The organism is Gordonia sp. NPDC003585 (assembly GCF_040610755.1).
Classification (GTDB): Bacteria; Actinomycetota; Actinomycetes; order Mycobacteriales; family Mycobacteriaceae; genus Gordonia.
This window is the reverse complement of record NZ_JBEXMX010000038.1, coordinates 34,215-53,453: the sequence shown is the minus strand read 5'-3', so window position 1 is coordinate 53,453 and position 19,239 is coordinate 34,215. Positions and strand designations below refer to the sequence as shown.

General features: G+C 66.9%; 21 protein-coding genes. 15 read left to right on the top strand and 6 right to left on the bottom strand.

The window, feature by feature from the left end; translation table 11 throughout:
* Positions 1–441 precede the first annotated feature (441 nt).
* The 6 genes from ABZW74_RS12630 to ABZW74_RS12605 are packed head-to-tail and all read left to right on the top strand — an operon-like array spanning position 442 to position 4,735.
* Positions 442–1,038 (top strand): hypothetical protein, encoded by a 597-nt coding sequence (locus ABZW74_RS12630; protein ID WP_355276586.1) that lies wholly within the window; start codon positions 442–444, stop codon positions 1,036–1,038.
* Entirely contained in the window at positions 1,035–1,523 is a 489-nt protein-coding gene (locus tag ABZW74_RS12625) for a hypothetical protein (protein ID WP_355276584.1), read from the top strand. The genes ABZW74_RS12630 and ABZW74_RS12625 overlap by 4 nt, the downstream gene beginning before the upstream one ends.
* Positions 1,520–2,179 (top strand): hypothetical protein, encoded by a 660-nt coding sequence (locus ABZW74_RS12620; protein ID WP_240860818.1) that lies wholly within the window; start codon positions 1,520–1,522, stop codon positions 2,177–2,179. The genes ABZW74_RS12625 and ABZW74_RS12620 overlap by 4 nt, the downstream gene beginning before the upstream one ends.
* On the top strand, positions 2,180–2,737 hold the full coding sequence (locus tag ABZW74_RS12615; RefSeq protein WP_355276582.1) for a hypothetical protein: 558 nt from the start codon (positions 2,180–2,182) through the stop codon (positions 2,735–2,737). It begins immediately after the preceding gene.
* A gap of 43 nt (positions 2,738–2,780) precedes the next feature.
* A complete protein-coding gene (locus tag ABZW74_RS12610) occupies positions 2,781–3,992 on the top strand; it encodes an FAD-dependent oxidoreductase (RefSeq protein ID WP_355276581.1) in 1,212 nt (403 codons plus the stop codon).
* 8 nt (positions 3,993–4,000) lie between these two features.
* Positions 4,001–4,735 (top strand): DNA alkylation repair protein, encoded by a 735-nt coding sequence (locus tag ABZW74_RS12605; RefSeq protein ID WP_355276580.1) that lies wholly within the window; start codon positions 4,001–4,003, stop codon positions 4,733–4,735.
* A 4-nt stretch (positions 4,736–4,739) separates the two neighbouring features.
* On the opposite strand, the gene ABZW74_RS12600 is transcribed toward ABZW74_RS12605, so the two are convergent.
* The 3 genes from ABZW74_RS12600 to mftR all read right to left on the bottom strand — a co-directional run bounded on the left by ABZW74_RS12600 (position 4,740) and on the right by mftR (position 6,928).
* A complete protein-coding gene (locus ABZW74_RS12600) occupies positions 4,740–5,129 on the bottom strand; it encodes a MauE/DoxX family redox-associated membrane protein (RefSeq protein WP_355276579.1) in 390 nt (129 codons plus the stop codon).
* 47 nt (positions 5,130–5,176) lie between these two features.
* A complete protein-coding gene (locus tag ABZW74_RS12595; protein WP_355276577.1) occupies positions 5,177–6,235 on the bottom strand; it encodes a ferredoxin--NADP reductase in 1,059 nt (352 codons plus the stop codon).
* Between the two features lie 72 nt (positions 6,236–6,307).
* Positions 6,308–6,928 carry a mycofactocin system transcriptional regulator gene (gene mftR, locus ABZW74_RS12590; RefSeq protein WP_355276575.1) on the bottom strand — a complete coding sequence of 207 codons (621 nt, stop codon included), beginning with the start codon at positions 6,926–6,928 and terminating at the stop codon, positions 6,308–6,310.
* A gap of 111 nt (positions 6,929–7,039) precedes the next feature.
* Here mftR and mftA point away from each other — a divergent pair, with 111 nt between their 5' ends.
* From mftA to ABZW74_RS12565, 5 genes are all read left to right on the top strand, one after another.
* Positions 7,040–7,162, top strand: coding sequence for a mycofactocin precursor MftA (gene mftA, locus ABZW74_RS12585; RefSeq protein WP_240860832.1), 123 nt, complete (start codon positions 7,040–7,042; stop codon positions 7,160–7,162).
* Entirely contained in the window at positions 7,162–7,509 is a 348-nt protein-coding gene (mftB, locus tag ABZW74_RS12580) for a mycofactocin biosynthesis chaperone MftB (protein ID WP_355276572.1), read from the top strand. The genes mftA and mftB overlap by 1 nt, the downstream gene beginning before the upstream one ends.
* A 58-nt stretch (positions 7,510–7,567) precedes the next feature.
* On the top strand, positions 7,568–8,845 hold the full coding sequence (gene mftC / locus ABZW74_RS12575; RefSeq protein WP_240860835.1) for a mycofactocin radical SAM maturase: 1,278 nt from the start codon (positions 7,568–7,570) through the stop codon (positions 8,843–8,845).
* Positions 8,846–8,929: 84 nt separating this feature from the next.
* Positions 8,930–10,132 carry a pre-mycofactocin synthase MftD gene (mftD, locus tag ABZW74_RS12570; RefSeq protein WP_240860836.1) on the top strand — a complete coding sequence of 401 codons (1,203 nt, stop codon included), beginning with the start codon at positions 8,930–8,932 and terminating at the stop codon, positions 10,130–10,132.
* Positions 10,133–10,178: 46 nt separating this feature from the next.
* The gene (locus ABZW74_RS12565) at positions 10,179–10,991 is read left to right on the top strand and encodes a mycofactocin-coupled SDR family oxidoreductase (RefSeq protein ID WP_240860837.1); all 813 of its coding nucleotides are present in this window, start codon (positions 10,179–10,181) and stop codon (positions 10,989–10,991) included.
* Positions 10,992–11,537: 546 nt separating this feature from the next.
* Here the strand turns inward: ABZW74_RS12565 and ABZW74_RS12560 are convergent.
* Positions 11,538–12,650: a CaiB/BaiF CoA-transferase family protein gene (locus ABZW74_RS12560; protein ID WP_355276569.1), complete on the bottom strand. Its 1,113-nt coding sequence runs from the start codon at positions 12,648–12,650 to the stop codon at positions 11,538–11,540.
* Positions 12,651–12,842: 192 nt separating this feature from the next.
* Here ABZW74_RS12560 and mftE point away from each other — a divergent pair, with 192 nt between their 5' ends.
* From mftE to ABZW74_RS12540, 4 genes are read left to right on the top strand one after another with little or no spacing between them, the layout of a single operon-like run.
* A complete protein-coding gene (gene mftE / locus ABZW74_RS12555) occupies positions 12,843–13,544 on the top strand; it encodes a mycofactocin biosynthesis peptidyl-dipeptidase MftE (protein WP_240860840.1) in 702 nt (233 codons plus the stop codon).
* Positions 13,541–14,986: a mycofactocin biosynthesis glycosyltransferase MftF gene (gene mftF / locus ABZW74_RS12550; RefSeq protein ID WP_355276567.1), complete on the top strand. Its 1,446-nt coding sequence runs from the start codon at positions 13,541–13,543 to the stop codon at positions 14,984–14,986. The genes mftE and mftF overlap by 4 nt, the downstream gene beginning before the upstream one ends.
* Positions 14,983–16,317, top strand: coding sequence for a mycofactocin system GMC family oxidoreductase MftG (mftG, locus tag ABZW74_RS12545; RefSeq protein WP_355276588.1), 1,335 nt, complete (start codon positions 14,983–14,985; stop codon positions 16,315–16,317). Before mftF ends, mftG begins: the two co-directional genes overlap by 4 nt.
* Positions 16,317–16,748, top strand: a complete 432-nt coding sequence (locus ABZW74_RS12540) for a PPOX class F420-dependent oxidoreductase (protein ID WP_355276565.1) — start codon at positions 16,317–16,319, stop codon at positions 16,746–16,748. The genes mftG and ABZW74_RS12540 overlap by 1 nt, the downstream gene beginning before the upstream one ends.
* A gap of 62 nt (positions 16,749–16,810) precedes the next feature.
* Here ABZW74_RS12540 and ABZW74_RS12535 read toward each other — a convergent pair whose 3' ends face one another.
* Positions 16,811–17,545, bottom strand: a complete 735-nt coding sequence (locus ABZW74_RS12535; protein ID WP_355276563.1) for an aspartate/glutamate racemase family protein — start codon at positions 17,543–17,545, stop codon at positions 16,811–16,813.
* A gap of 10 nt (positions 17,546–17,555) precedes the next feature.
* Complete coding sequence (locus ABZW74_RS12530) at positions 17,556–19,217, bottom strand: NCS1 family nucleobase:cation symporter-1 (protein ID WP_355276561.1); 1,662 nt, start codon at positions 19,215–19,217, stop codon at positions 17,556–17,558.
* Positions 19,218–19,239 lie beyond the last annotated feature (22 nt).

The window sequence follows — 19,239 nt, the reverse complement described above, 5'->3', positions numbered from 1 at the left end:
TCGTCCTCGGGGCTGACCGCCACCCCTGGCTGATCCCGCCGGCCTCCGTCGATCCGGGAAGGAGACCACTACCGGCCTACAACCGACGCACCATGTGCCTGGACAACGCCGCCTGAACCCGACCACGTGATATCTCGCGCCCCTGCCGCTGATCGAGCCGGTACCGAGCCCCAGGGGCGAGGCGCCGTGTCGAGATCCGCCGGTGACCATCCCGAACAGCGGAGTTCGCTCCGCGCACGACCTTTGAGAACTCCATAGTGTGAACCGCGACGCCACGGCGAAACCGTTGCCGCGCTACCGAAATACCCACGGCAAGCACCGACATCGCTGCAGATGACACAGGGCCGGGTCGGGTCGCGTCGGTGTGCGACAACGTGCACCACTAGTGTGGAGTGTGACGACCGACACGTGGGGGTGGACCTACGAGGCAGGAGGGGCCCGATGCCGTCGCAGTCCTCCGAACTCCTGTCGGCGGACCGCTCAGCTCGTCGCGAGTTGGCCGAGGCCGTCGACGAGCTGCACGCTGCGGAGATCGCGGCGGGCACGCGGTCGCCGGTGTCCCGGGTCTGGTGGGTCGCGGTCGTCGGCGGCGTTGTGGTCGCGGTTGCCCTGGCCGCAGTAATGGTGACGGCATGGGTCCGGACATCCGATCACTACACCGACGCGGACTTCGAGAGCGCCGCCGCCGAACGAGTGTCCGTGTTGCTGTCGCCGAACCATCGGGACCCGCAGCAGGTGTGGCGGATTCTGTCCGGGGCGACCGGGGCGTTCTACGACGAGTTCGCCCAATCCGCCGACGCCTACACCGCATTCGTGCGGGCCCACGGGACGGTGACACATTCGTCGGTCGACGGCACGGGAGTGGCCGGCCGCGCCGACGACACGGCATCGGTCCTCGTTGCGGCCACGGTCACCTTCGACCGTGCATCCGCGAAACCGGATCCGCGAGCGGAAGCGGTCCGCCGGTTTCGGCTCCGGGTGCTGGTGACACCTGCGGACGGTGAGCTGAAACTCGCGGCGGTGCAGTACCTGCCATGAAAGTTGTGTCCCGCGGACGTGCCGCGTTGTTGACCGTGATCGCAGTGGCCGTGCTGGTTGCGCTCGGCGTCGTCGTCGGCGTGCTCGCGCGCACTCACCACGCCGACGACACCGTCGAGGCCAACCGGGACGAGTTGCGAGCACAGGCCGGACGCATCGTTGCCGACGTGTTCTCGGTGGACACGCGCACGTGGCAGTCCGACCGAGATCGTGCGCGTGGCCTGGTGGGGCCCGAGTTCACCGAAAGTTATGGTGCACAGCTGAATCGGGCGCCGACAGAGCCCGTGGTCTCTGTGGTGTGGCGCCCGGAGACGGTCGGTCTGGTGCGCGTCGGAGAAGGGGACGGTGAGGTGCTGATCCGAGTTGAGGTCACGACCCGCACCCAGGCGGCACCAGACCCGGCGCCGACCCGGCAGACCGTGCTCACCCACTTCGTGAAACACGCAGACCACTGGCTCCTGGACCGGGCGGACATCGTCGGATGAGCAACAGCGACAAGAGTTCTGATGCTGCATCCGTCCGCGTCGAGCGCGGGATCCAGCGCGTGCAGGAGGCGACCCGTGGGGCGCGTACCGCCCGCATTGAGGCTGCGCCGGCGCTCCTCGACCGCGCGCGTCGTCGTTCGCGTTGGTTCTGGATGACGATGGCGGGCGCGGTCGTGGTCGTCGTCGGGCTAATGGTTGCGTCGGTGATCCTCGGAGTGCAGGTGCGGTCCGCCGACGCCCTGGACGACGAGCGGGCGGCGGTCATCGGTGCTGCCGACGCGGCGGTGGTCGCCATGCTGTCGGCAGATCCGGCCGATCCGCAGGCGTATGTCGACAAGGTGCTCGACGTGAGCGCCGGGGCGCGGCGCGAGAGGCTCGAAGGACTGCGCGACGCCATCGCAGCGGAGGTCGGCAAGCAGTCCGGTCCGAGTGTGGGACAGGTGATTTCGAGCGGACTCGTCAGCGACCCACCCGACGATCCGGCCGACGGCGCGCGAGCAGACGTCCTCACTGTCGCCGACGCGACCAATCCGGCATTGCTCGGGGGCGGGGCGCCATCGCCGTCCCGCGATGTGACCGCTCAGCGGATCACCGTGGCACTCACCATGATCCGGACCGCCGACGGGTGGCGGGTCGCCGACGCGAGGGCCCTGTAGATGAAGCACGGTTCTCTGGTGGGTTCGCGCCGACTGACTCGTCAACAGCGCAGGCGGGCGGCGTGCGCAGCGATCGTCGTGGTGCTCGCACTCGGTGTGGCGCTGGCCGGGTGGATCGGTGTTCTGCGCGCCGATCGGGGAGTGTCCGACACCGAACGTGCCGACGTCTTGCGCTCCACCGAATCGGCCGTCACCGCGCTCCTGAATTTCGGCCCCGGCACCACTGCGGATCAGACTCGGCACACTGCGTCGCTGCTGACCGATCCGATCGCGCTGGATTTTCGCGCGCGCGGATACGGGGTCATCGCGGCCGGTGCTATCGAGGCCGGAGTTGCCGTGTCGGCGCGCGTGGTCGGCGTCGGACTCCATGGTTCCCCTGGGGACACCGCGCGGGTCCTGGTGTTCGTCGATCAGCAGCTGCACCGCGCCGACGCACCTGCGCAAGGCGCCGATCAACGGAGCGGGACAACCCCTTCCGCAAGGTGGGCGACTATGCGTAGAGTCGACGGGAATTGGCTGCTCGCCGACCTTCAACCGGTCGGTGACATCACCATGTGAACGACATCACACACATGGGACATCACCCGCTGAGGAGAGATTGTTGAGTGAATCATCGGCCGGCGTGGTCGTGGTGGGAGCCGGACTCGGCGCGATCCGTCTTGCGGAGAACCTCCGCACAAACGGGTACGTGGAATCGATCACGCTCATCGGCGCCGAGGCGCACCCACCCTACGACCGCCCCCCGCTGTCCAAATCCGTCCTGCTGGGCAAGGACGACCGCGTCGACCTGAAGCCGGGGGACTTCTACGGCGAGCACGGCATCGAGCTGCGACTCGGTGAGCGCGTCACCGCCATCGCGCCCGACGACAAGACCGTGACCATCGAACGGCCCGACGATCCGGCGCACAGCGAAACTCTGCGGTACGACACGCTTGTCCTCGCGACCGGGCTGGCGCCCCGCGCTTTTCCCGGTGCCGACCCCGATCTGGCCGGAGTGCACCTGCTGCGCACCTACGACGACGCGGTGGCCCTGCGCGGTGAAATCGATGCGGCCCAAACCGCTGTGGTGATCGGCGCCGGCTTCATCGGGTGTGAGGTTGCGGCGAGTCTGCTCACCCGCGGCCTGTCGGTCAGCCTCGTCGAACCGGCGCAGACGCCGCTCGCCGCAGCGCTCGGCACGCAGATCGGCGCGCTGGTCGCACGACTGCACAACGACAACGGCATCGACGTCCACGCGGGGGTGGCTGTCTCCGAGCTCATCGCCGACGCGGGGAAGGTGCGCGCAGTGAAGCTCTCCGACGGCACCGAACTCGCAGCAGACATCGTCGTCGTGGGAATCGGGTCGACGCCGGTCACCGACTACCTCGATGGGTCGGGCATTGCCCTGGCGGCACGGGAGGATGGCGGCGGAATTGCCTGTGATACAACCGGACACACGAGCGCAGCCGACGTGTTCGCGATCGGCGACGTGGCCAACTGGCTCGACGACAGCGGTAAGCCGAAGCGGGTGGAACATTGGAATCACACCGTCGAGCAGGCATCGATCGTCGCCCACCAGATCGTCGGCGGTGATGCCGTCACCGCGTCGGTGCCGTACTTCTGGAGCGATCAGTTCGACCTGAAGATCCAGGTTCTCGGCAGCCCGCGCGCCGACGACGATCTGCACATCGCGTCCGACGACGGCAAGAAGTTCCTCGCCTACTACAGCCGCGATGGGTACCTCACCGCCGTGATCGGTGCGGGCAAGGTCGGTGCGGTCATGAAGACGCGTCCGAAACTGCAGACCCGCACACCCATCTCCGAGGTGATCTGAGCGGCCGGATGAATGACCGGCCGGTGGCGACTGCGGCAGCGGTGATGGCCGCGGCCGCCGCGCAGGCCGATCCAGAGCGTGCCGTGAACTCGGCGCGATTCTTCCAGGCAAAGCCGGGCGGATACGGCGAGGGGGACGAGTTCATCGGCCTCACGGTCCCGCTGCAGCGTCGAATCGCGAAGCAGTTCAGGGGGATCGGTGCCGACGCCATCGTCGAGCTGCTGGCGTCGCCGGTGCATGAGCACCGCCTGATCGCGCTGTTCTGCCTGCGCGCCGAGTTCGACCGTGCCGCCGACGACGCCGCACGCGAACGGTGGATCGAACTGTACCTCGCGGCCGTCGACCGCGGTCGCGTGAACAACTGGGACCTCGTCGACTCGTCGGCGGACCCCATTCTGGGTGAATATCTGCATGCCCGCGACGACCGGAAACCCCTCGTCGAACTCGCAGCGCAGCAGGATCTGTGGCGGCGGCGCGTCGGGATCATCGGCACCTTCGCGTTCATCAAACACGGCGACGCCACCGCGACGCTGGCGGTCGCGCCACTGGTGATCGACGACCGCCGCGATCTGGTGCAGAAGGCCTTCGGATGGATGCTGCGCGAGGTCGGCAAACGCGTCGACCCCGCCACCCTCAGCGGTTACCTGGAGGATCATGCGGCGCAGATGGGCCGGACCGCACTGAGTTACGCGATCGAGCACCTGCCGCCGGAGCGGCGCACGTACTACCGGTCGTTGCGCTGATCTGTCAGGAGCGTGCGACCTTGAGCGCGGCGACGATCATCGGGATCTGGAAGGGGAGTCGGGCGATGGCAATCACCTTGTACGGCAACGGCTTGTCCCACCAGAGGCGCACCATGTTGATGTTCGCCGGGTAGACCGCGAGAAAGAGTGCGGCCGCCAACCAGCCCGAGGCCTTGCGCGTCTGCGGCGCCAGCAGGCCGACACCGATGGCGACCTCGGCAACGCCCGATGCGTAGGTGAGTGTCCGGGGGTCGGCCGGGATCTCCTCGGGGACGATCTCGTCGAAGGGTTTGGGCGCGACGAAATGCAGGACCCCGATGGTCATCAGCATGCCGGCCAAGGCGCGGGCCAATTGTTCGGGCGTGTACTTTCCGATGCGTGCGAGCACTGACATTGTGTTTGCCGTCCTGGTCGTATTCGGCCCGGAGTTGCTGTGCTGGTTCAGAATTCGATCTTGAGTGAATCAGAGGTGGGGCGTGCCTGGCAGCCCAGGATGTAACCGTCCTCGATGTCCTCCGGATCCAGCGCTCCCGGATTGTCCATCTCGACCGTACCCTCCGTGAGGGTGCACGCACACGAGCCACACTCGCCCTCTTGGCACGAGTAGGGGGCGTCGAGGCCTGCGGCCAGCATGATGTCGATGAGCGTGCGTTTGCGGGGCCAGCTCAGCGTGTGGGTCTCGCCGTCGAGATCGACGTCGACGGTGGCCGCCTCGGCTTGCTCGTCCTCGGACACCTCGTCGAGGACGACGTCGGCAAACGGATCTCCCGACAGCGAGTTGTAGACCTCGGTGTGCACGTTGTGGTGCGGGAAAGCCGCGTCGGCCAGCCCCTTGTGCACGGCATCCATGAACGGTCCCGGGCCGCAGATGTAGGCGACATGCTTGTCGGCGAACGGACCGAACAGCGTTGCCAGGGCGCGTGCGGAGGGCAGGCCCTGCAGCGTTTCCAGCCAGTGGATCAGGGTCAGACGATCGGCGTGCGCTTCGGCGAGCGAGCGCAATTCGGCGGCGAAGATGACGTCGTCGGCGGTGCGGTTGGCGTAGAAGAACACAACTGGCGAGTCGCTGGTGGCGAGCGCCGTCTTGAGGATCGACATCACCGGCGTCACACCGCTTCCGGCGGCGATCAGCAGCAGCGGCTCGTCGAAGGTCTTCGGGGTGAACACGCCCGACGGGGGCAGTACCTCCATCTGCGAGCCGGCAGTGAGGTTGTCGCAGACCCAGTTCGAGCCGTATCCGTCGACGGTGCGTTTGACGGTGACCTTCGGCAGCTTGTCGGTCGACGGTGCGGACGCTAGCGAGTAGCACCGAGCGACCGAACCCGTCTGGTCGCTCGGGATGCGCAGCGTGAGGAACTGTCCCGGCTTGTACGAGGTGAATTGCTCCGACGCCGAATCCGGGAGGTCGAACACGATGGATTTGGCGTCGTCCGTTTCGTCGATGACGTCGGCGACGGTCAGGATCACGCTGCGTGAGCCGTGGGTTGTCAGTTCGGTCATCTCACCATTTCTCCGCGATCATGAGAAGAAACTAGAACAGGTTCTAATTCTAGTCTAGTCCATCCCGTCGGGTCACGACAGGGCCGCGACTCCCTGGGCCAGGGTACGTCCGCCCTCGGCGATCAGTCTCTCCAGGTCGGAGGCGGGATCGGCGAGCCACTGCTCGTAGGCGGCGAGTGCTGCGCCCAGACACAGCCAGCCGATGGTCTGCGGGAGATGGTCGTGCTCGGAAACACCGAGCCGCGCACCGCAGAACTCGGCGATGACCTGGCGCCAATCCGCGTACATCAGCATCGAATGCGCTTGCAGCGCCGGGACGCCGAGCAATAGCCCCATGCGTCGCCGATGGCTGTCCTGCTCGGCCGGCGGGACCCGGTTGAAGGACACCAGCGCCTCCAGCAGCGCGTCGGCAATGGGCAGTTCGGTGGGGATGTGCGCGAGCAGGGCGCGCATCTCGTCGAGGTGGGCGTCGAAGTCGCCCCAGGGGACGGCGTTCTTCGACGGGTAGTAGCGAAACAGGGTGCGGCGGGCGATGCCGGCCGCCTCGGCGATGTCGTCGACGCTGGTCTCGTCGAAGCCCCGTTCGGCGAACAGGTCGATGGCAATCGCACTGATCTGCGCACGCGACGTCAGCGGTCGGCGACCGGCGGGCGTCCTGCGTCCGACGGTGGCGGGGCTGTCGGATCGGGTCATCGAGCACCTGTCCGTCTGGGTAGTTTCCGGTCTGGGCTGGTTTCTTGCACCGAGTGCCATTATAGTATGCGGTGATCCACATCACTACTCGATTATCAGGAGGTCTGGATCATGGCCGATCAGTCAGCCAAGTCCGCGCAGGAGTTCTCGGTGCCCGCAGATGCCGAGACCGAACTCGTGGGCGAATCCCTCGTCGAAGAAGTGTCGATCGACGGGATGTGCGGGGTCTACTGATGTCAGCCCCGACATCGAATCCCGCTCCCGGCGATCGCAGCGCGGTCGCCGGGGGCGCGGATGCCCCAGACACTCCAGTATTCGACACTCTCGACGCGTGGGAACTCAATCCCAAAGTCGCGCTGCGGCCGGAACCCTTCGGGGCGCTGCTGTACCACTTCGGTACGCGCAAGCTCTCGTTCCTGAAGAACCTCACGGTCGTCGACATCGTGCAGTCCCTGCGTGACGTCGACAGTGCCGAGGCGGCGATGCTCGCCGCCGGGATCACCCCGGCGCAGCGTCCTCTGTACCTGCAGGCGCTCGGGGCGCTCGCGGAGTCCGGGATGATCATCCGCCGCACCGTCTGACCGACTCGCAACACCCACAGCCCACCCCGACAGCCCAGTACCAGGAGGACTCGCCGCGATGACCACGCTCGAGATGCCGCCCGCCACAACCGCACTCGTGGCCCCCGAACAGTCCGCACCGCCCAAGGTGGGACGCCTCGTCGACCAGTTCGAACGCGGACTCGACGCGCCGATCTGTCTGACGTGGGAGTTGACCTACGCCTGCAACCTGGCGTGCGTGCACTGCCTGTCGTCGTCGGGCAAGCGCGATCCGCGCGAGCTGTCCACCGAGCAGTGCAAGGCGATCATCGACGAGTTGCAGCGGATGCAGGTGTTCTACGTGAACATCGGCGGTGGCGAACCGACTGTGCGACCGGACTTCTGGGAGCTCGTCGACTACGCGACCAGCCATCAGGTCGGTGTCAAGTTCTCCACCAACGGGCTGCGCATCGACAAGAAGGTGGCCGCACGGCTGGCCGCCTCCGACTACGTCGACGTGCAGATCTCGCTCGACGGCGCGACCGCCGAGGTCAACGACGCGGTGCGCGGCCCCGGTTCCTTCGACATGGCCGTCCGCGCGCTGGAGAACCTGCACGAGGCAGGGTTCAAGGATGCGAAGATCAGCGTCGTCATGACGCGGCAGAACGTCGCGCAGCTCGACGAGTTCAAGGCGCTCGCCGACCGCTACAACGCGACGCTGCGCATCACGCGTCTGCGGCCGTCGGGTCGCGGCGCCGACGTCTGGGACGACCTGCACCCACTGCCGCAGCAGCAGCGCGAACTGTACAACTGGCTTGTCGCGCATGGTGATCGGGTCCTCACCGGCGACTCGTTCTTCCATCTCTCGGCCTTCTCGACCGGAGGTGGGAGCGGCCTGCCCGGACTCAACCTGTGCGGAGCCGGTCGCGTCGTGTGTCTGATCGATCCGGTCGGCGACGTGTACGCCTGCCCGTTCGCGATCCACGAGAACTTCCTCGCCGGAAACATCCTCAGCGACGGCGGCTTCCAGGAGATCTGGCAGCGCTCGGACCTGTTCACCGAACTGCGCGAACCGCAGAACGCCGGTGCCTGCACCAAGTGCGCGCACTTCGACGCCTGCCGGGGCGGTTGCATGGCGGCCAAGTTCTTCACCGGACTCCCGCTCGCCGGGCCCGACCCGGAGTGCGTGCAGGGCTACGGCGAGCAGCTGCTGGCCGGTGACCGCACCAAACCCACTGCCAACAAGGATCATTCGCGCGGCACTCCGCTGACGTTGATGACCCGCAAGTCCGACGGGGTGCTGCTGCCGATCGGCGCACCGCCGTCCAAGAGCTGCGACGAGAACCCGCTGGCCGGGTTCTCGCCCGCCGGAATGTAAGAGCGAGCTGGCGCAATCCCACACCAGCGTCACCGGCCGCCCTAACGCGGCCGCCGAGATGAAGATTGAGTAGGAACCTGAGTTATGGCTGCCAACCCCTGGGCAAGAAATCCCTGGTTCGAGACCGTCACCGAGGCCCAGCGTCGGGCCAAGAAGCGGCTGCCGAAGTCGGTGTACGCGTCGCTGATCGCCGGCACACAGGCCGGTGTGACGTTGGGCGACAACGTCAACGCTTTTGGCGAACTGCAATGGGCCCCGCATGTGGTCGGCGCGCAGCCGGATCGTGATCTGTCCACTTCGGTACTGGGACAGGAACTCTCGTTCCCGGTGATGATCTCACCGACGGGTGTGCAGGCCGTCGATCCGGACGGGGAGGTCGCGGTTGCGCGGGCCGCCGCAGCGCGCGGTACCGCGATGGGGCTGTCGAGCTTCGCGTCGCACCCCATCGAGGAGGTGACCGCGGTCAACGACAAGATCCTCTTCCAGCTCTACTGGCTCGGCTCGCGCGAGGACATGGCAGCTCGTGTGGAGCGCGCACGGGCCGCGGGCGCCAAGGGCATCATCGTCACCACCGACTGGGTGTTCAACATCGGACGTGACTGGGGCAGCCCGGAGATCCCCGAGAAGGTCGACTTCAAGGCACTGCTGCGTCTGGCGCCGGAGATCGCGGTGAAGCCGCGCTATGCGCTCGACTGGGTCAAGGGTGGCAAGGTGACCATCCCGGATCTCACCGCACCCAACCTGACGCCGCAGGGCGTGCCCGGTCCGACGTTCTTCGGCGCGTACGGCGAATGGATGGGTACTCCTCCGCCGACGTGGGAAGACCTGGCATGGCTGCGTGAACAGTGGGGCGACGGCCCGTTCATGGTCAAGGGCATCACGCGTCTCGACGATGCCAAGCGGGCGGTCGACATCGGCGCGACGGCGCTCTCGGTGTCCAATCACGGCGGCAACAACCTCGACGGCACCCCGGCGACGATCCGTCTGCTGCCCGACATCGCCGACGCGGTGGGCAACGACATCGAGGTGCTGCTCGACGGCGGCATCCGACGCGGCAGCGACGTCGCGAAGGCACTCGCCCTCGGTGCGCGTGCGGTGATGGTCGGCCGCGCCTACCTGTGGGGGCTCGCCGCGAACGGCCAGGCCGGCGTCGAGAACGTCCTCGACCTGCTCCGCATGGGCCTCGACGGAGTGGTGATGGGCTTGGGCCACAAGAGCGTTCACGAGTTGTCGCGCGACGACCTGATCATCCCCGACGACTTCACCCGTTCGTTCGGTCACGCCTGAGGGAAACCGGCCTTCCGCCAGAACTAGAACGTGTTACAGTTCTGGCATGGGACAGTTCGACGGCAAGGTCGTCTACATCACCGGCCTGGCGCGCGGTCAGGGCCGTAATCACGCGATTCGTTTTGCACGTGAAGGCGCGGCGATCGTCGGTCTCGACATCGCCGGGCCGGTGATCGACCACGCCACCTACCCGGCCGCGTCGGCCGACGAGTTGGCCGAGACCGTCAGTCTGGTCGAAGGCGTCGGCGGCAAGATCCTTGCCCGACAAGGCGATACACGCGACCTGGCCTTCCAGCAGCAACTGGTGGCCGACGCCTTGGAGCAGTTCGGGCGGATCGATCACGTCGTCGCCAACGCCGGTATCCTCACCTGGGGTGCGGTGTGGGAACTGACCGAGGAGCAGTTCACCGACGTCGTCGACGTCAATCTCGTCGGCACGTGGAAGACCCTGAAGGCGACCATCCCGGGCATGATCGAGGCGCGCAATGGGGGGTCGATCACCGTCATCAGTTCGGTTGCCGGCCTCAAGGCGATGCCGCTGCAGGCGTCGTACGCGGCATCCAAGTACGGCGTCCGCGGACTCGCCCAGACCGCCGCCAAAGAACTCGGCCGCTACCGCATCCGCGTCAACTCGATCCACCCGTATGCCGTCGACACCCCGATGGGAGTGGCCGACACCGAAGCGCTCAAGGCGTTCGAGACCCCTTGGGCGGAGCGGTATTTCCCGTCGATGCTGGACTATCACCCGGTGGCCTCCACCGACGAGATCTCCGACGCCGTGCTCTACCTCGCCTCCGACGGCGCCAAGGCGATCACCGGTGCCGAGTTCCAGATCGACATGGGGCACTCCAAGGTCTGAGTGGACCGCCGCCGTCCCCGCGGCCGACCCACCAAAACTAGGGGAGGAAGTTTCTTCCGCGAAGTTTGGAGTCGTCCCCCGGAAAATTCGCGGGGAGGACTCCAAGGGTAGGGGAAGAGTTTCTTCCCCTACTTTCTTGGGGATGGACCTGCAGGCCGATGGTGCCTATGCCGAGCCAGATAGACGGCCGATCGACATCATGTCCGAAACGGTCGCCGTGACGTGCCTCCGAGGGAAAGATGCCCTCGGAGACCTCTCACGCGGACCGTTCCGGACGGGCTCGCTCTTCCCGCCTCCACGATCGTCGGCAAGGCCGACGATGGGCCGCTGATCCGAAGAGTCCCACCCGCTCCCTACTCTTGGCGGTTGCTTCCGGGCTTGCGCACGACCCGAGTTCACACCAAATGATCGCGGCGGCAGCGGCATTCAAGGCAGCCCAGGATCATACTGACCGTCGACTGAATCTCCCCAGTCCTCGCGACTGCGACCACTCTCCTCGCACCCAGCCGGCGGGGATGCCTCGGGTGGGCCGAGCCGACGGAGTGCTCAGTCCGCCCAGAGGGTCGACGGGTCGGTCGCGGTGCGGGTGGGCCCCTGCGGGGTCTCCGGCTGGGTACGGGAGAAGCGCGGGGCGACCTGCGCCTGCACCACGCCGTCGATCTCCACGAGATTCGACCGCGCCGCCATGTGCGCGTCCTCGGGCGCCTCGGCGAAGGTGAGCACAGGGGACGTGCAGGCATCGGTGCCGTCGAAGATCTTGGCCCACTCGTCGCGCGTGCGCGACTTGAAGGTCTCGGTGAAGACGTCCTTGAGCTTGCCCCAGTTGGCGATGTCGTTCTGGTCGGGCAGGTCGGCGCCGTCGAGGCCGAGACCCTTGAGCAACTCCGCATAGAACTGCGGTTCGATCGCGCCCACGGCCATGTACTTGCCGTCGGAGGTCTCGTACACCTCGTAGTACGGTGCGCCGGTGTCGAGCAGGTTGACGCCGCGCACGTCGCTCCACAAGCCGGTGCCGCGGAAGGCCCACATCATCTGGCCCAGAACGGAAGCGCCGTCGACCATGGCGGCGTCGACCACCTGTCCGCGGCCCGACGTCTGGCGTTCGAGGAGGGCCGCGAGCACACCCATGACGAGGAACATCGATCCGCCGCCGAAGTCGCCGGCGAGGTTCAACGGCGGAACGGGCCGTTCGCCCTTGCGGCCGATCGCGTGCAGCATCCCGGTGAGAGAGATGTAGTTGATGTCATGTCCGGCGAGATTGGCCCGCGGACCGTCCTGCCCCCAGCCGGTCATGCGGCCGTAGACGAGACCCGAATTGACGGCTTCGAGGTCGGCGGGACCAAAGCCGAGGCGTTCCATGACCCCCGGGCGAAAACCCTCGATGATGACGTCAGCCTTGGCGACCAGGCCGAGGATGGTCTCCCGATCTGCCGGGTCCTTGAGGTTTGCCTCCACCACGCGGCGCCCGCGCAGCAGCGCGTCCGCGTTGCGTCCCTCCTGGGGCAGCGAGCCGGGGCGCTGGACCCGGATCACGTCGGCGCCCAGGTCGGCCAGCATCATGGCCGCGTGCGGGCCCGGTCCGATCCCGGCGAATTCGATCACCCGGATTGCGCTGAGCGGTCCGTTCTTTCCGCTGTGGTGCGGTGTCGGCGTCGTCATAGTGTCCTCTCGCTCCCCATCTCGTGCCCGCTGTGTCGGGCGTCACGCTGTGACATAGCATCCCACAACCGATCGAACGCTCGTCAAAGTGGTCCGGATGTGGGTTGGCGGATCGGCTCAAGTCCGGAATCGGGCACACTTTTTGTCGCGACGCGGTTCCGCCCCAACCAGCGTCTCGCTAGCATGGATCGAATGACGGGACCGTCGGCGTTGGGGCAACAGAGTTGGCCAGATCTCGGACCGTCCATCACGCTGCTGGTTCCGCTCGGGGCCCTCGAGCAGCACGGTCCGCACCTTCCGCTCGACACCGACACCCGTATCGCGTCGGCGGTCACCGCGCGCGTGCACGCCGAATCCGGAACGGTGTTTCGTGCCCCCGAACTCGCCTACGGCGCCAGCGGTGAGCACGAGGGTTTTGCCGGCACGATCTCGATCGGCCACGAGGCTTTGTATCAGGTGTTGTTGGAATACGGGCGCAGCGCATGCCGGTGGGCCGACCGGCTTCTTTTCGTCAACGGACATGGTGGCAACGGGCCGACGCTGCGGTCCGCGGTCGCCAGGCTCCGCTACGAGGGGCGTGACGTAGCGTGGTTCCCGTGCGCGTTCCCGAGTGCCGACGCGCACGCCGGATTCACCGAAACATCTGCGCTGCTGCATCTTTCGCCGGAACTCGTCCGGTCTGACCGCAGCGAACCGGGCAACTGTGCTGCGGTGGCCACGCTCCTGCCGGCCATGCGGGAGGGTGGAGTGGCCGCGGTCAGCCCCAATGGGGTGCTCGGCGATCCGAGCGATGCCACCGCTGCCGAAGGTGGCCGGTTGCTCGACGCGATGGTCGAGGTGTGCAGTGCGGCCGTCGATGCCTGGCAGGTCGCCGACGACGGGCGCCTGAGATGACCGCCGTCGAGCAGTCGATCGAGGCGGCGCCGGTGCAGACCTGCCTGCCGGACGGCTTCCAGGTGCAGATCGACATGCGCTGCGCACGTCACGGCGACCTCCGCTATCTCGTGGGCGGTTCGCCGACGCGATTGCTGCGCATGTCCGACGCGGCGTTGGGGATGACGTCGGACGACGGTCGGATAGCGGTGTGCGACAACGCAACCCGTCGCCTGGCCCGATCCCTGCTCGATTCCGGAATCGCCAACCCGCGGCCGATGTTCGGACCGCAGGCGCATGAGGTCACCATCGTCGTCCCGGTCCGCGACAACCAGGCCGGCGTCGACCGGCTGCTCGCCGCGGTCAGCGGAACACCGGTCATCGTCGTCGACGATGGATCGCGCACCCCGATCGTCGTGAACGATCCGGCGGTCAAGGTCATCCGGTCTGAGCGCAACCGCGGACCGTCGGCCGCGCGCAACGTCGGCGCCGCGATGGCGACCACCGAATTCGTTGCGTTCCTCGATTCCGATGTGGTGCCCAGTGCCGACTGGCTGACCGTGCTGCTCGGGCACTTCTCCGATCCGTCGGTCGCCGTGGTGGCGCCGCGCATCGTGGGTTTGAACTGGTCGCAGGCGCATGGGAACGACTCCGGGCCGGGTCTCGCCGAGCGGTACGAGAACGGCTGGTCGTCGCTCGACATGGGCCCCGACGAGGCCGCGGTGGTGCCGTCGACTCCCGTCGCATATGTGCCCAGTGCGGCAATGGTGGTGCGCCGCAACGTGTTCTGCGGATTCGACGAGTCGCTCCGGGTAGCCGAGGACGTCGATGTGTGTTGGCGTATGCACGAGGCGGGATGGCGGATTCGCTACGACCCGGTGGCGCGGGTGTCGCACGACCACCGCACCGATCTTCGCTCGGTGCTGTCGCGTCGCCGCTACTACGGCACCGGAGCGGCGCGGCTGGCCGAACTTCACGGCAACCGCGCGGCCCCGGTCGTGATGTCGATCCCGATGGCCGTCGCGGTCGGCGCGCTGCTCACGCGAACCAAGATCGGCACGGCGCTGGCCATGATCATTCTGGCGCAGGTCGCCTTTCGGTTGCGGCGTCGTCTCGGCGATTTGCCGCAGGCGCCGCTCGTCGCCGCCCAGATGACCGGCCGCGCCGCCGGATTCGGTCTGCTGCAGGCGGCTGGCGCGATCTGTCGGCACTATTGGCCGCTCGCGCTGATCCTGGCGATCATCTCCGCCCGATTCCGCAAACTCGCGATCGAGGTGGCGATCGCCGAGGGGGCCGTCTCCTGGGTGCGGCAGGTGATCGCCGATCCCGCGACACCGACGCTCGGCCCGGTCAAGTACATGCTGATGCACCGCCTCGACGACCTCGCCTATGGGGCAGGCTTGTGGCAGGGCGTCGTCGAGCGTCGTGACGTCGGGGCGCTCCGCCCTGTGCTGCGCCCATAACCGTGGCGACCCCTGATCTCCCTCGCGGGGCGGACGTGGTGATCGTCGGCGCCGGAAGTGCCGGATGCGTACTCGCGGAGCGGCTCTCGCGCGATCCCGAACGCTCGGTGGTGGTCCTCGAACGTGGACCCGCCGACTGGCCCGGCGTCGAGATCCGCGACGTGCGGCGGCTTCCCATCGAACCGGGGGCAGCGTTTGCCGTCCAGCATGACAGCGAGGGCCTGGGGGTCGTGCGCGGCAGCGGGTTGGGTGGCTCGTCGGCAGTCAACGGCGGTTACTTCATGCGGTGGCATCCCGACGACTTCGCCGACTGGCCGACGGGGTGGGAGATCGACCACATCGCGGCCGCCTATGCCGAACTCGATGCACCGGGCGGTACGATGGGCGTCGAACCGGTCTCTGACGATGAATTGGGTGATGCCGCATCCGCTTTCGAGGAGTACTGGTCGTCGCGCGTGCCGGTGCGCGCGGTTGCGGATCGATGGCCCGTGGTCGGGGTCAACCGGGTGCTGGGCAATCGGACGGGGATCGTGCGGATGACCGCCGCCGAGGCATACGTGCGTCCCGCGTTGACGCGTCCGAATCTTCGGGTCGTGACGAAATGCGACGTGGACGAGTTGATCGTGGCGGACGGTCGGGTGGTCACCGGGGTGCGGGCCGGTTCGACGGCCGTGTCGGCGGGGGAGGTGATCCTGAGCGCGGGGACGCTCGGTACCGCAGGCATTCTGCTGCGCTCGTCACTGGGGCCACTCGACCTCGATCGTGAACTCGCCGTCGACGAGCACCGCACCCTGGCGGTGACGTATCGCCGTGGCTCGCCGGCGACGCCCGGGCCGCTGCTACCCAGTGTGGTGCATACTGAGGATTCGCTGGAGATCCGTTGTTATCGAGATGATTTCGCGTCGTACATTCGAGGACTGGAGCCGACCGGACCCGAGATCGGGGTCGCGGCCATGCGGAGTTCGCCCGCGTCGCTCCGGTTGCGAGGGCGCGATGTCGCGGTGGGTTTCGGGGCCGTCGAACCGGCGATGGCCGACGCCCTGCGGTCCGCCGCGGCAGACGTGGTGGACATGTTGGGTTCTCCGGAGTTCGCCGAGGTCATCGAGCCCGGTTCGATCACGGTCGCCGACGGGTTCGGCACCTCCCAGCATGCGTGGGGCAGCATGCCGATGGGGGTCCGGACCGACTGGCTCGGTGGCGTGTACGGGACCAAGGGGCTGCGCATCGTCGACGGATCGATCCTGCCGAACTCCGGACGCAGCGGACCACACGCCACCATCATGATGATGGCGTGTCGCATCGGTGCGCTGCTGGCGGGTACCGTGGAGTGATGGCGGCCGCAGATCTCCATGACCCCGATGTGCGCACGTTCTTGAGCGACGGGACCCGCACCGGGCATCTCGCGTTCACCGCGTCCGACGGCCGACCGCTCGTCGCGCCGGTGTGGTTTGTTCTCGACGGCGATCGAATCGCCTTCAACACCGGGGCGACGACAGCCAAAGGTCGTGCAGTGCTGCGTGATCCGCGGGTCACGTTGTCGGTCGACCTACCCGCGCCGCCGTTCGCGTTCGTACAAGTGCAGGGACGTGCGGTCGCCAGCGAAGACCTCGGTGAAGTGCGTCGGATCGCGACGTTGTGCGGTGCCCGATACATGGGTGACGACCGCGCCGACGAGTTCGGCGCCCGCAACGGTGTGCCCGGCGAGTTGGCTGTCTGGATCGAACCGACCAAGGTCATCGCGAACCTCGACGTCAGCGCCTGACGGCGGGTTCGACGCACGGTCAACGAATTGCGATGCACGGTCAACGGTTTGGGGCCGCACGGTCAACGCAGTGGGGGGCCGAAGTCGGTGAGTGGGCCGGTGTAGGTCTTCGGTGGTGGTGGTGCGAACTCGCCGGACGCGGTACCGGTGTGCAGGCCCATGGCCGCCATGGCCGACAGCATCCCTACACCCGCAGCTACGCCATCGATCACGGGGGCGCCGATCTCGTTGCTGATGTGGCTTGCGAGGTCGGCCATGCCGGCGCAACCGAGGACAATCGCGTCCGAGCCGTCGGTCAGCAACGCCTCGCGGCATGACTTGACCAGGATGTCGGCGATGTCCGGGTTGGACTCGAGTTCGAGCACCCGGACCTCGCACGCGTGGATGCCCAGGCACTGTCGTGCAAAACCATAGTGCCGCACCAGATCATCGGCGCGTCCGACCGTCCGGCCGAGGGTGGTGACGACCGAGAATCCGCGACCGAGCGGCGCCGCGAGATGGAATGCGGCCTCGGCGATCCCGAGGACAGGTGCGTCGGCGATCTCGCGGGCGGCGTCGAGTCCTGGGTCGCCGAAGCAGGCGAGTAGGTACCCGTCCATGCCGGGGTTGTCCGCGATCGCGCGGAGCACCCCCGGCACGGCCAGTGCCTCGTCGTAATGACTCTCGATGGAGGCCGGTCCCATCGGGGACGTGATCGCGACGATCTCGGCGTCGGGTCGCGCCACAGAGCGCGCCGCCGCCGAGATCACCGCGGTCATCGCCGCCGTCGTATTCGGGTTGATGACACAGAATCTCATGACAGCCGACTCATGACGAGGTGGTGGGTACCTCGGCCTCGACGGTCCGTGTGTCGGCCTCCGCGCCTTCGCCGGTCGTCACCGTGTCGGTCATCGAGGTTGCCGGCATCGGTGTGCCGTCGGCGGCGACCTCGATGTCGGAGGTGGCGGTGGCCTTCGGGGCCCCGTAGATGAACGAGGCCGGAGCGAACTTCATTCCGGCCCAATAGATCACGGCACCGGCGCCCGCACCCATGAACCAGGTGAAGCTCGCTTGGTACACGGTGCCCCAGATGACGAACGAGATCGGCAGCAGGGACGCGGCGATCACGGTGATGACGGCCACCGGGTTCCAGCCGTTGCGGTAGAAGTAGGTGCCCTCCGGCTTGCTGCTGAACAGGTCGTCGACCACGATTTTCTGCTTCTTGACGAGGTAGAAGTCGACGATGAGGATGCCGAACAGCGGGCCGATCACCGCGCCCAGCGTGTCCATTGTGTAGTGGATGGCGGTGGGGTTGTTGAACAGGTTCCACGGGGTGATGAGGACCGAACCGACTGCCGCGATCATTCCGCCTGTGCGCCACGAGATCTTGGTCGGTGCGACGTTGGAGAAGTCGAATGCTGGCGACACGAAGTTGGCGACGATGTTGATGCCGATGGTGGCGATCGCGAAGGTCAGCACGCCCAGAACGGCCGCGGTGGTGTTGTCGATCTTGTCGACGATGTGCACCGGGTCGGTGATGAACTTGCCGGTCTCCGGGTCACGGCCGATCACGGTGGCGGCAGCCGACACGGTGCAGACGACGAGGATCGAGAAGAACAGGAAGTTGACCGGCAGACCCCAGAAGTTGCCCTTCTTGACCTCGCCGAAGCTCTTGCCGTAGCGCGAGAAGTCACCGAAGTTGAGCATCGGACCGGAGAAGTACGACACGACGAGCGCGAAGGCACTGATCATGGCCGTGATCGACGCCCAGCCGGTCTTGCCGGGGCCTTCGGACAGGTCGAAGTGCACATTGCTCCAGCCGGCCTTGACGATGAGGTAGCCGGCCAGTGCGATCATCACGACATAGACTGCGGGACCGCAGAAGTCGATGAACTTGCGGATGGTGTCCATGCCGTTCCAGAACACGAACGCCTGCAGGATCCACATGAGGATGAAGCCGGCCCAGCCCACGACGGACAGACCGAGGAAGAAGTGTGAGCCATCCTCGCCATACTGTTCCAGCGAGGGCCAGAACTTCAGCGCGAGCAGACCGAAGGCGACCGACGCGAGGTAGGTTTGGATGCCGTACCAGACCACCGCGATGAGACCGCGGATGATCGCCGGGATGTTGGCGCCCTTGATGCCGAAGGCGACGCGCGTGGTCACCGGGTAGGGGACACCGGCCTGCTGCGACGGTTTCGCGACGAGGTTACACAGCAGGTTGACCGCGATGATGCCGACGAGCAGCACGATGAGCACCTGCCATGCAGCGATGCCCAGTGCGAACAGGCTGCCGGCGAACACGTATCCGCCGACGCTGTGTACGTCGGACATCCAGAAGGCGAAGATGTTGTACCACGTCCACTTCTGTTCCTTCAGTGGCGCGAGATCCTCGTTGGTGAGTGCGGGATCGTAGTCGGGTTTGATGACGCTTTCGCCCGCGGCGCTGTGATGCGCCGCGGGTGCACTGTCGGATGTCGGTGCCGACATGGGGGTCTCCTCGGGGGAAAGG

Excerpts from the sequence above, each read along its gene's own strand:
- ABZW74_RS12630 (WP_355276586.1), top strand. The coding sequence starts at position 442 with ATGCCGTCGCAGTCCTCCGAACTCCTGTCGGCGGACCGCTCAGCTCGT.
- ABZW74_RS12625 (WP_355276584.1), top strand. The coding sequence starts at position 1,035 with ATGAAAGTTGTGTCCCGCGGACGTGCCGCGTTGTTGACCGTGATCGCA.
- ABZW74_RS12620 (WP_240860818.1), top strand. The coding sequence starts at position 1,520 with ATGAGCAACAGCGACAAGAGTTCTGATGCTGCATCCGTCCGCGTCGAG.
- ABZW74_RS12615 (WP_355276582.1), top strand. The coding sequence starts at position 2,180 with ATGAAGCACGGTTCTCTGGTGGGTTCGCGCCGACTGACTCGTCAACAG.
- ABZW74_RS12605 (WP_355276580.1), top strand. The coding sequence starts at position 4,001 with ATGAATGACCGGCCGGTGGCGACTGCGGCAGCGGTGATGGCCGCGGCC.
- ABZW74_RS12600 (WP_355276579.1), bottom strand. The coding sequence starts at position 5,129 with ATGTCAGTGCTCGCACGCATCGGAAAGTACACGCCCGAACAATTGGCC.
- ABZW74_RS12595 (WP_355276577.1), bottom strand. The coding sequence starts at position 6,235 with ATGACCGAACTGACAACCCACGGCTCACGCAGCGTGATCCTGACCGTC.
- mftR (WP_355276575.1), bottom strand. The coding sequence starts at position 6,928 with ATGACCCGATCCGACAGCCCCGCCACCGTCGGACGCAGGACGCCCGCC.
- mftA (WP_240860832.1), top strand. The coding sequence starts at position 7,040 with ATGGCCGATCAGTCAGCCAAGTCCGCGCAGGAGTTCTCGGTGCCCGCA.
- mftB (WP_355276572.1), top strand. The coding sequence starts at position 7,162 with ATGTCAGCCCCGACATCGAATCCCGCTCCCGGCGATCGCAGCGCGGTC.
- mftC (WP_240860835.1), top strand. The coding sequence starts at position 7,568 with ATGACCACGCTCGAGATGCCGCCCGCCACAACCGCACTCGTGGCCCCC.
- mftD (WP_240860836.1), top strand. The coding sequence starts at position 8,930 with ATGGCTGCCAACCCCTGGGCAAGAAATCCCTGGTTCGAGACCGTCACC.
- ABZW74_RS12565 (WP_240860837.1), top strand. The coding sequence starts at position 10,179 with ATGGGACAGTTCGACGGCAAGGTCGTCTACATCACCGGCCTGGCGCGC.
- ABZW74_RS12560 (WP_355276569.1), bottom strand. The coding sequence starts at position 12,650 with ATGACGACGCCGACACCGCACCACAGCGGAAAGAACGGACCGCTCAGC.
- mftE (WP_240860840.1), top strand. The coding sequence starts at position 12,843 with ATGACGGGACCGTCGGCGTTGGGGCAACAGAGTTGGCCAGATCTCGGA.
- mftF (WP_355276567.1), top strand. The coding sequence starts at position 13,541 with ATGACCGCCGTCGAGCAGTCGATCGAGGCGGCGCCGGTGCAGACCTGC.
- ABZW74_RS12540 (WP_355276565.1), top strand. The coding sequence starts at position 16,317 with ATGGCGGCCGCAGATCTCCATGACCCCGATGTGCGCACGTTCTTGAGC.
- ABZW74_RS12535 (WP_355276563.1), bottom strand. The coding sequence starts at position 17,545 with ATGAGATTCTGTGTCATCAACCCGAATACGACGGCGGCGATGACCGCG.
- ABZW74_RS12530 (WP_355276561.1), bottom strand. The coding sequence starts at position 19,217 with ATGTCGGCACCGACATCCGACAGTGCACCCGCGGCGCATCACAGCGCC.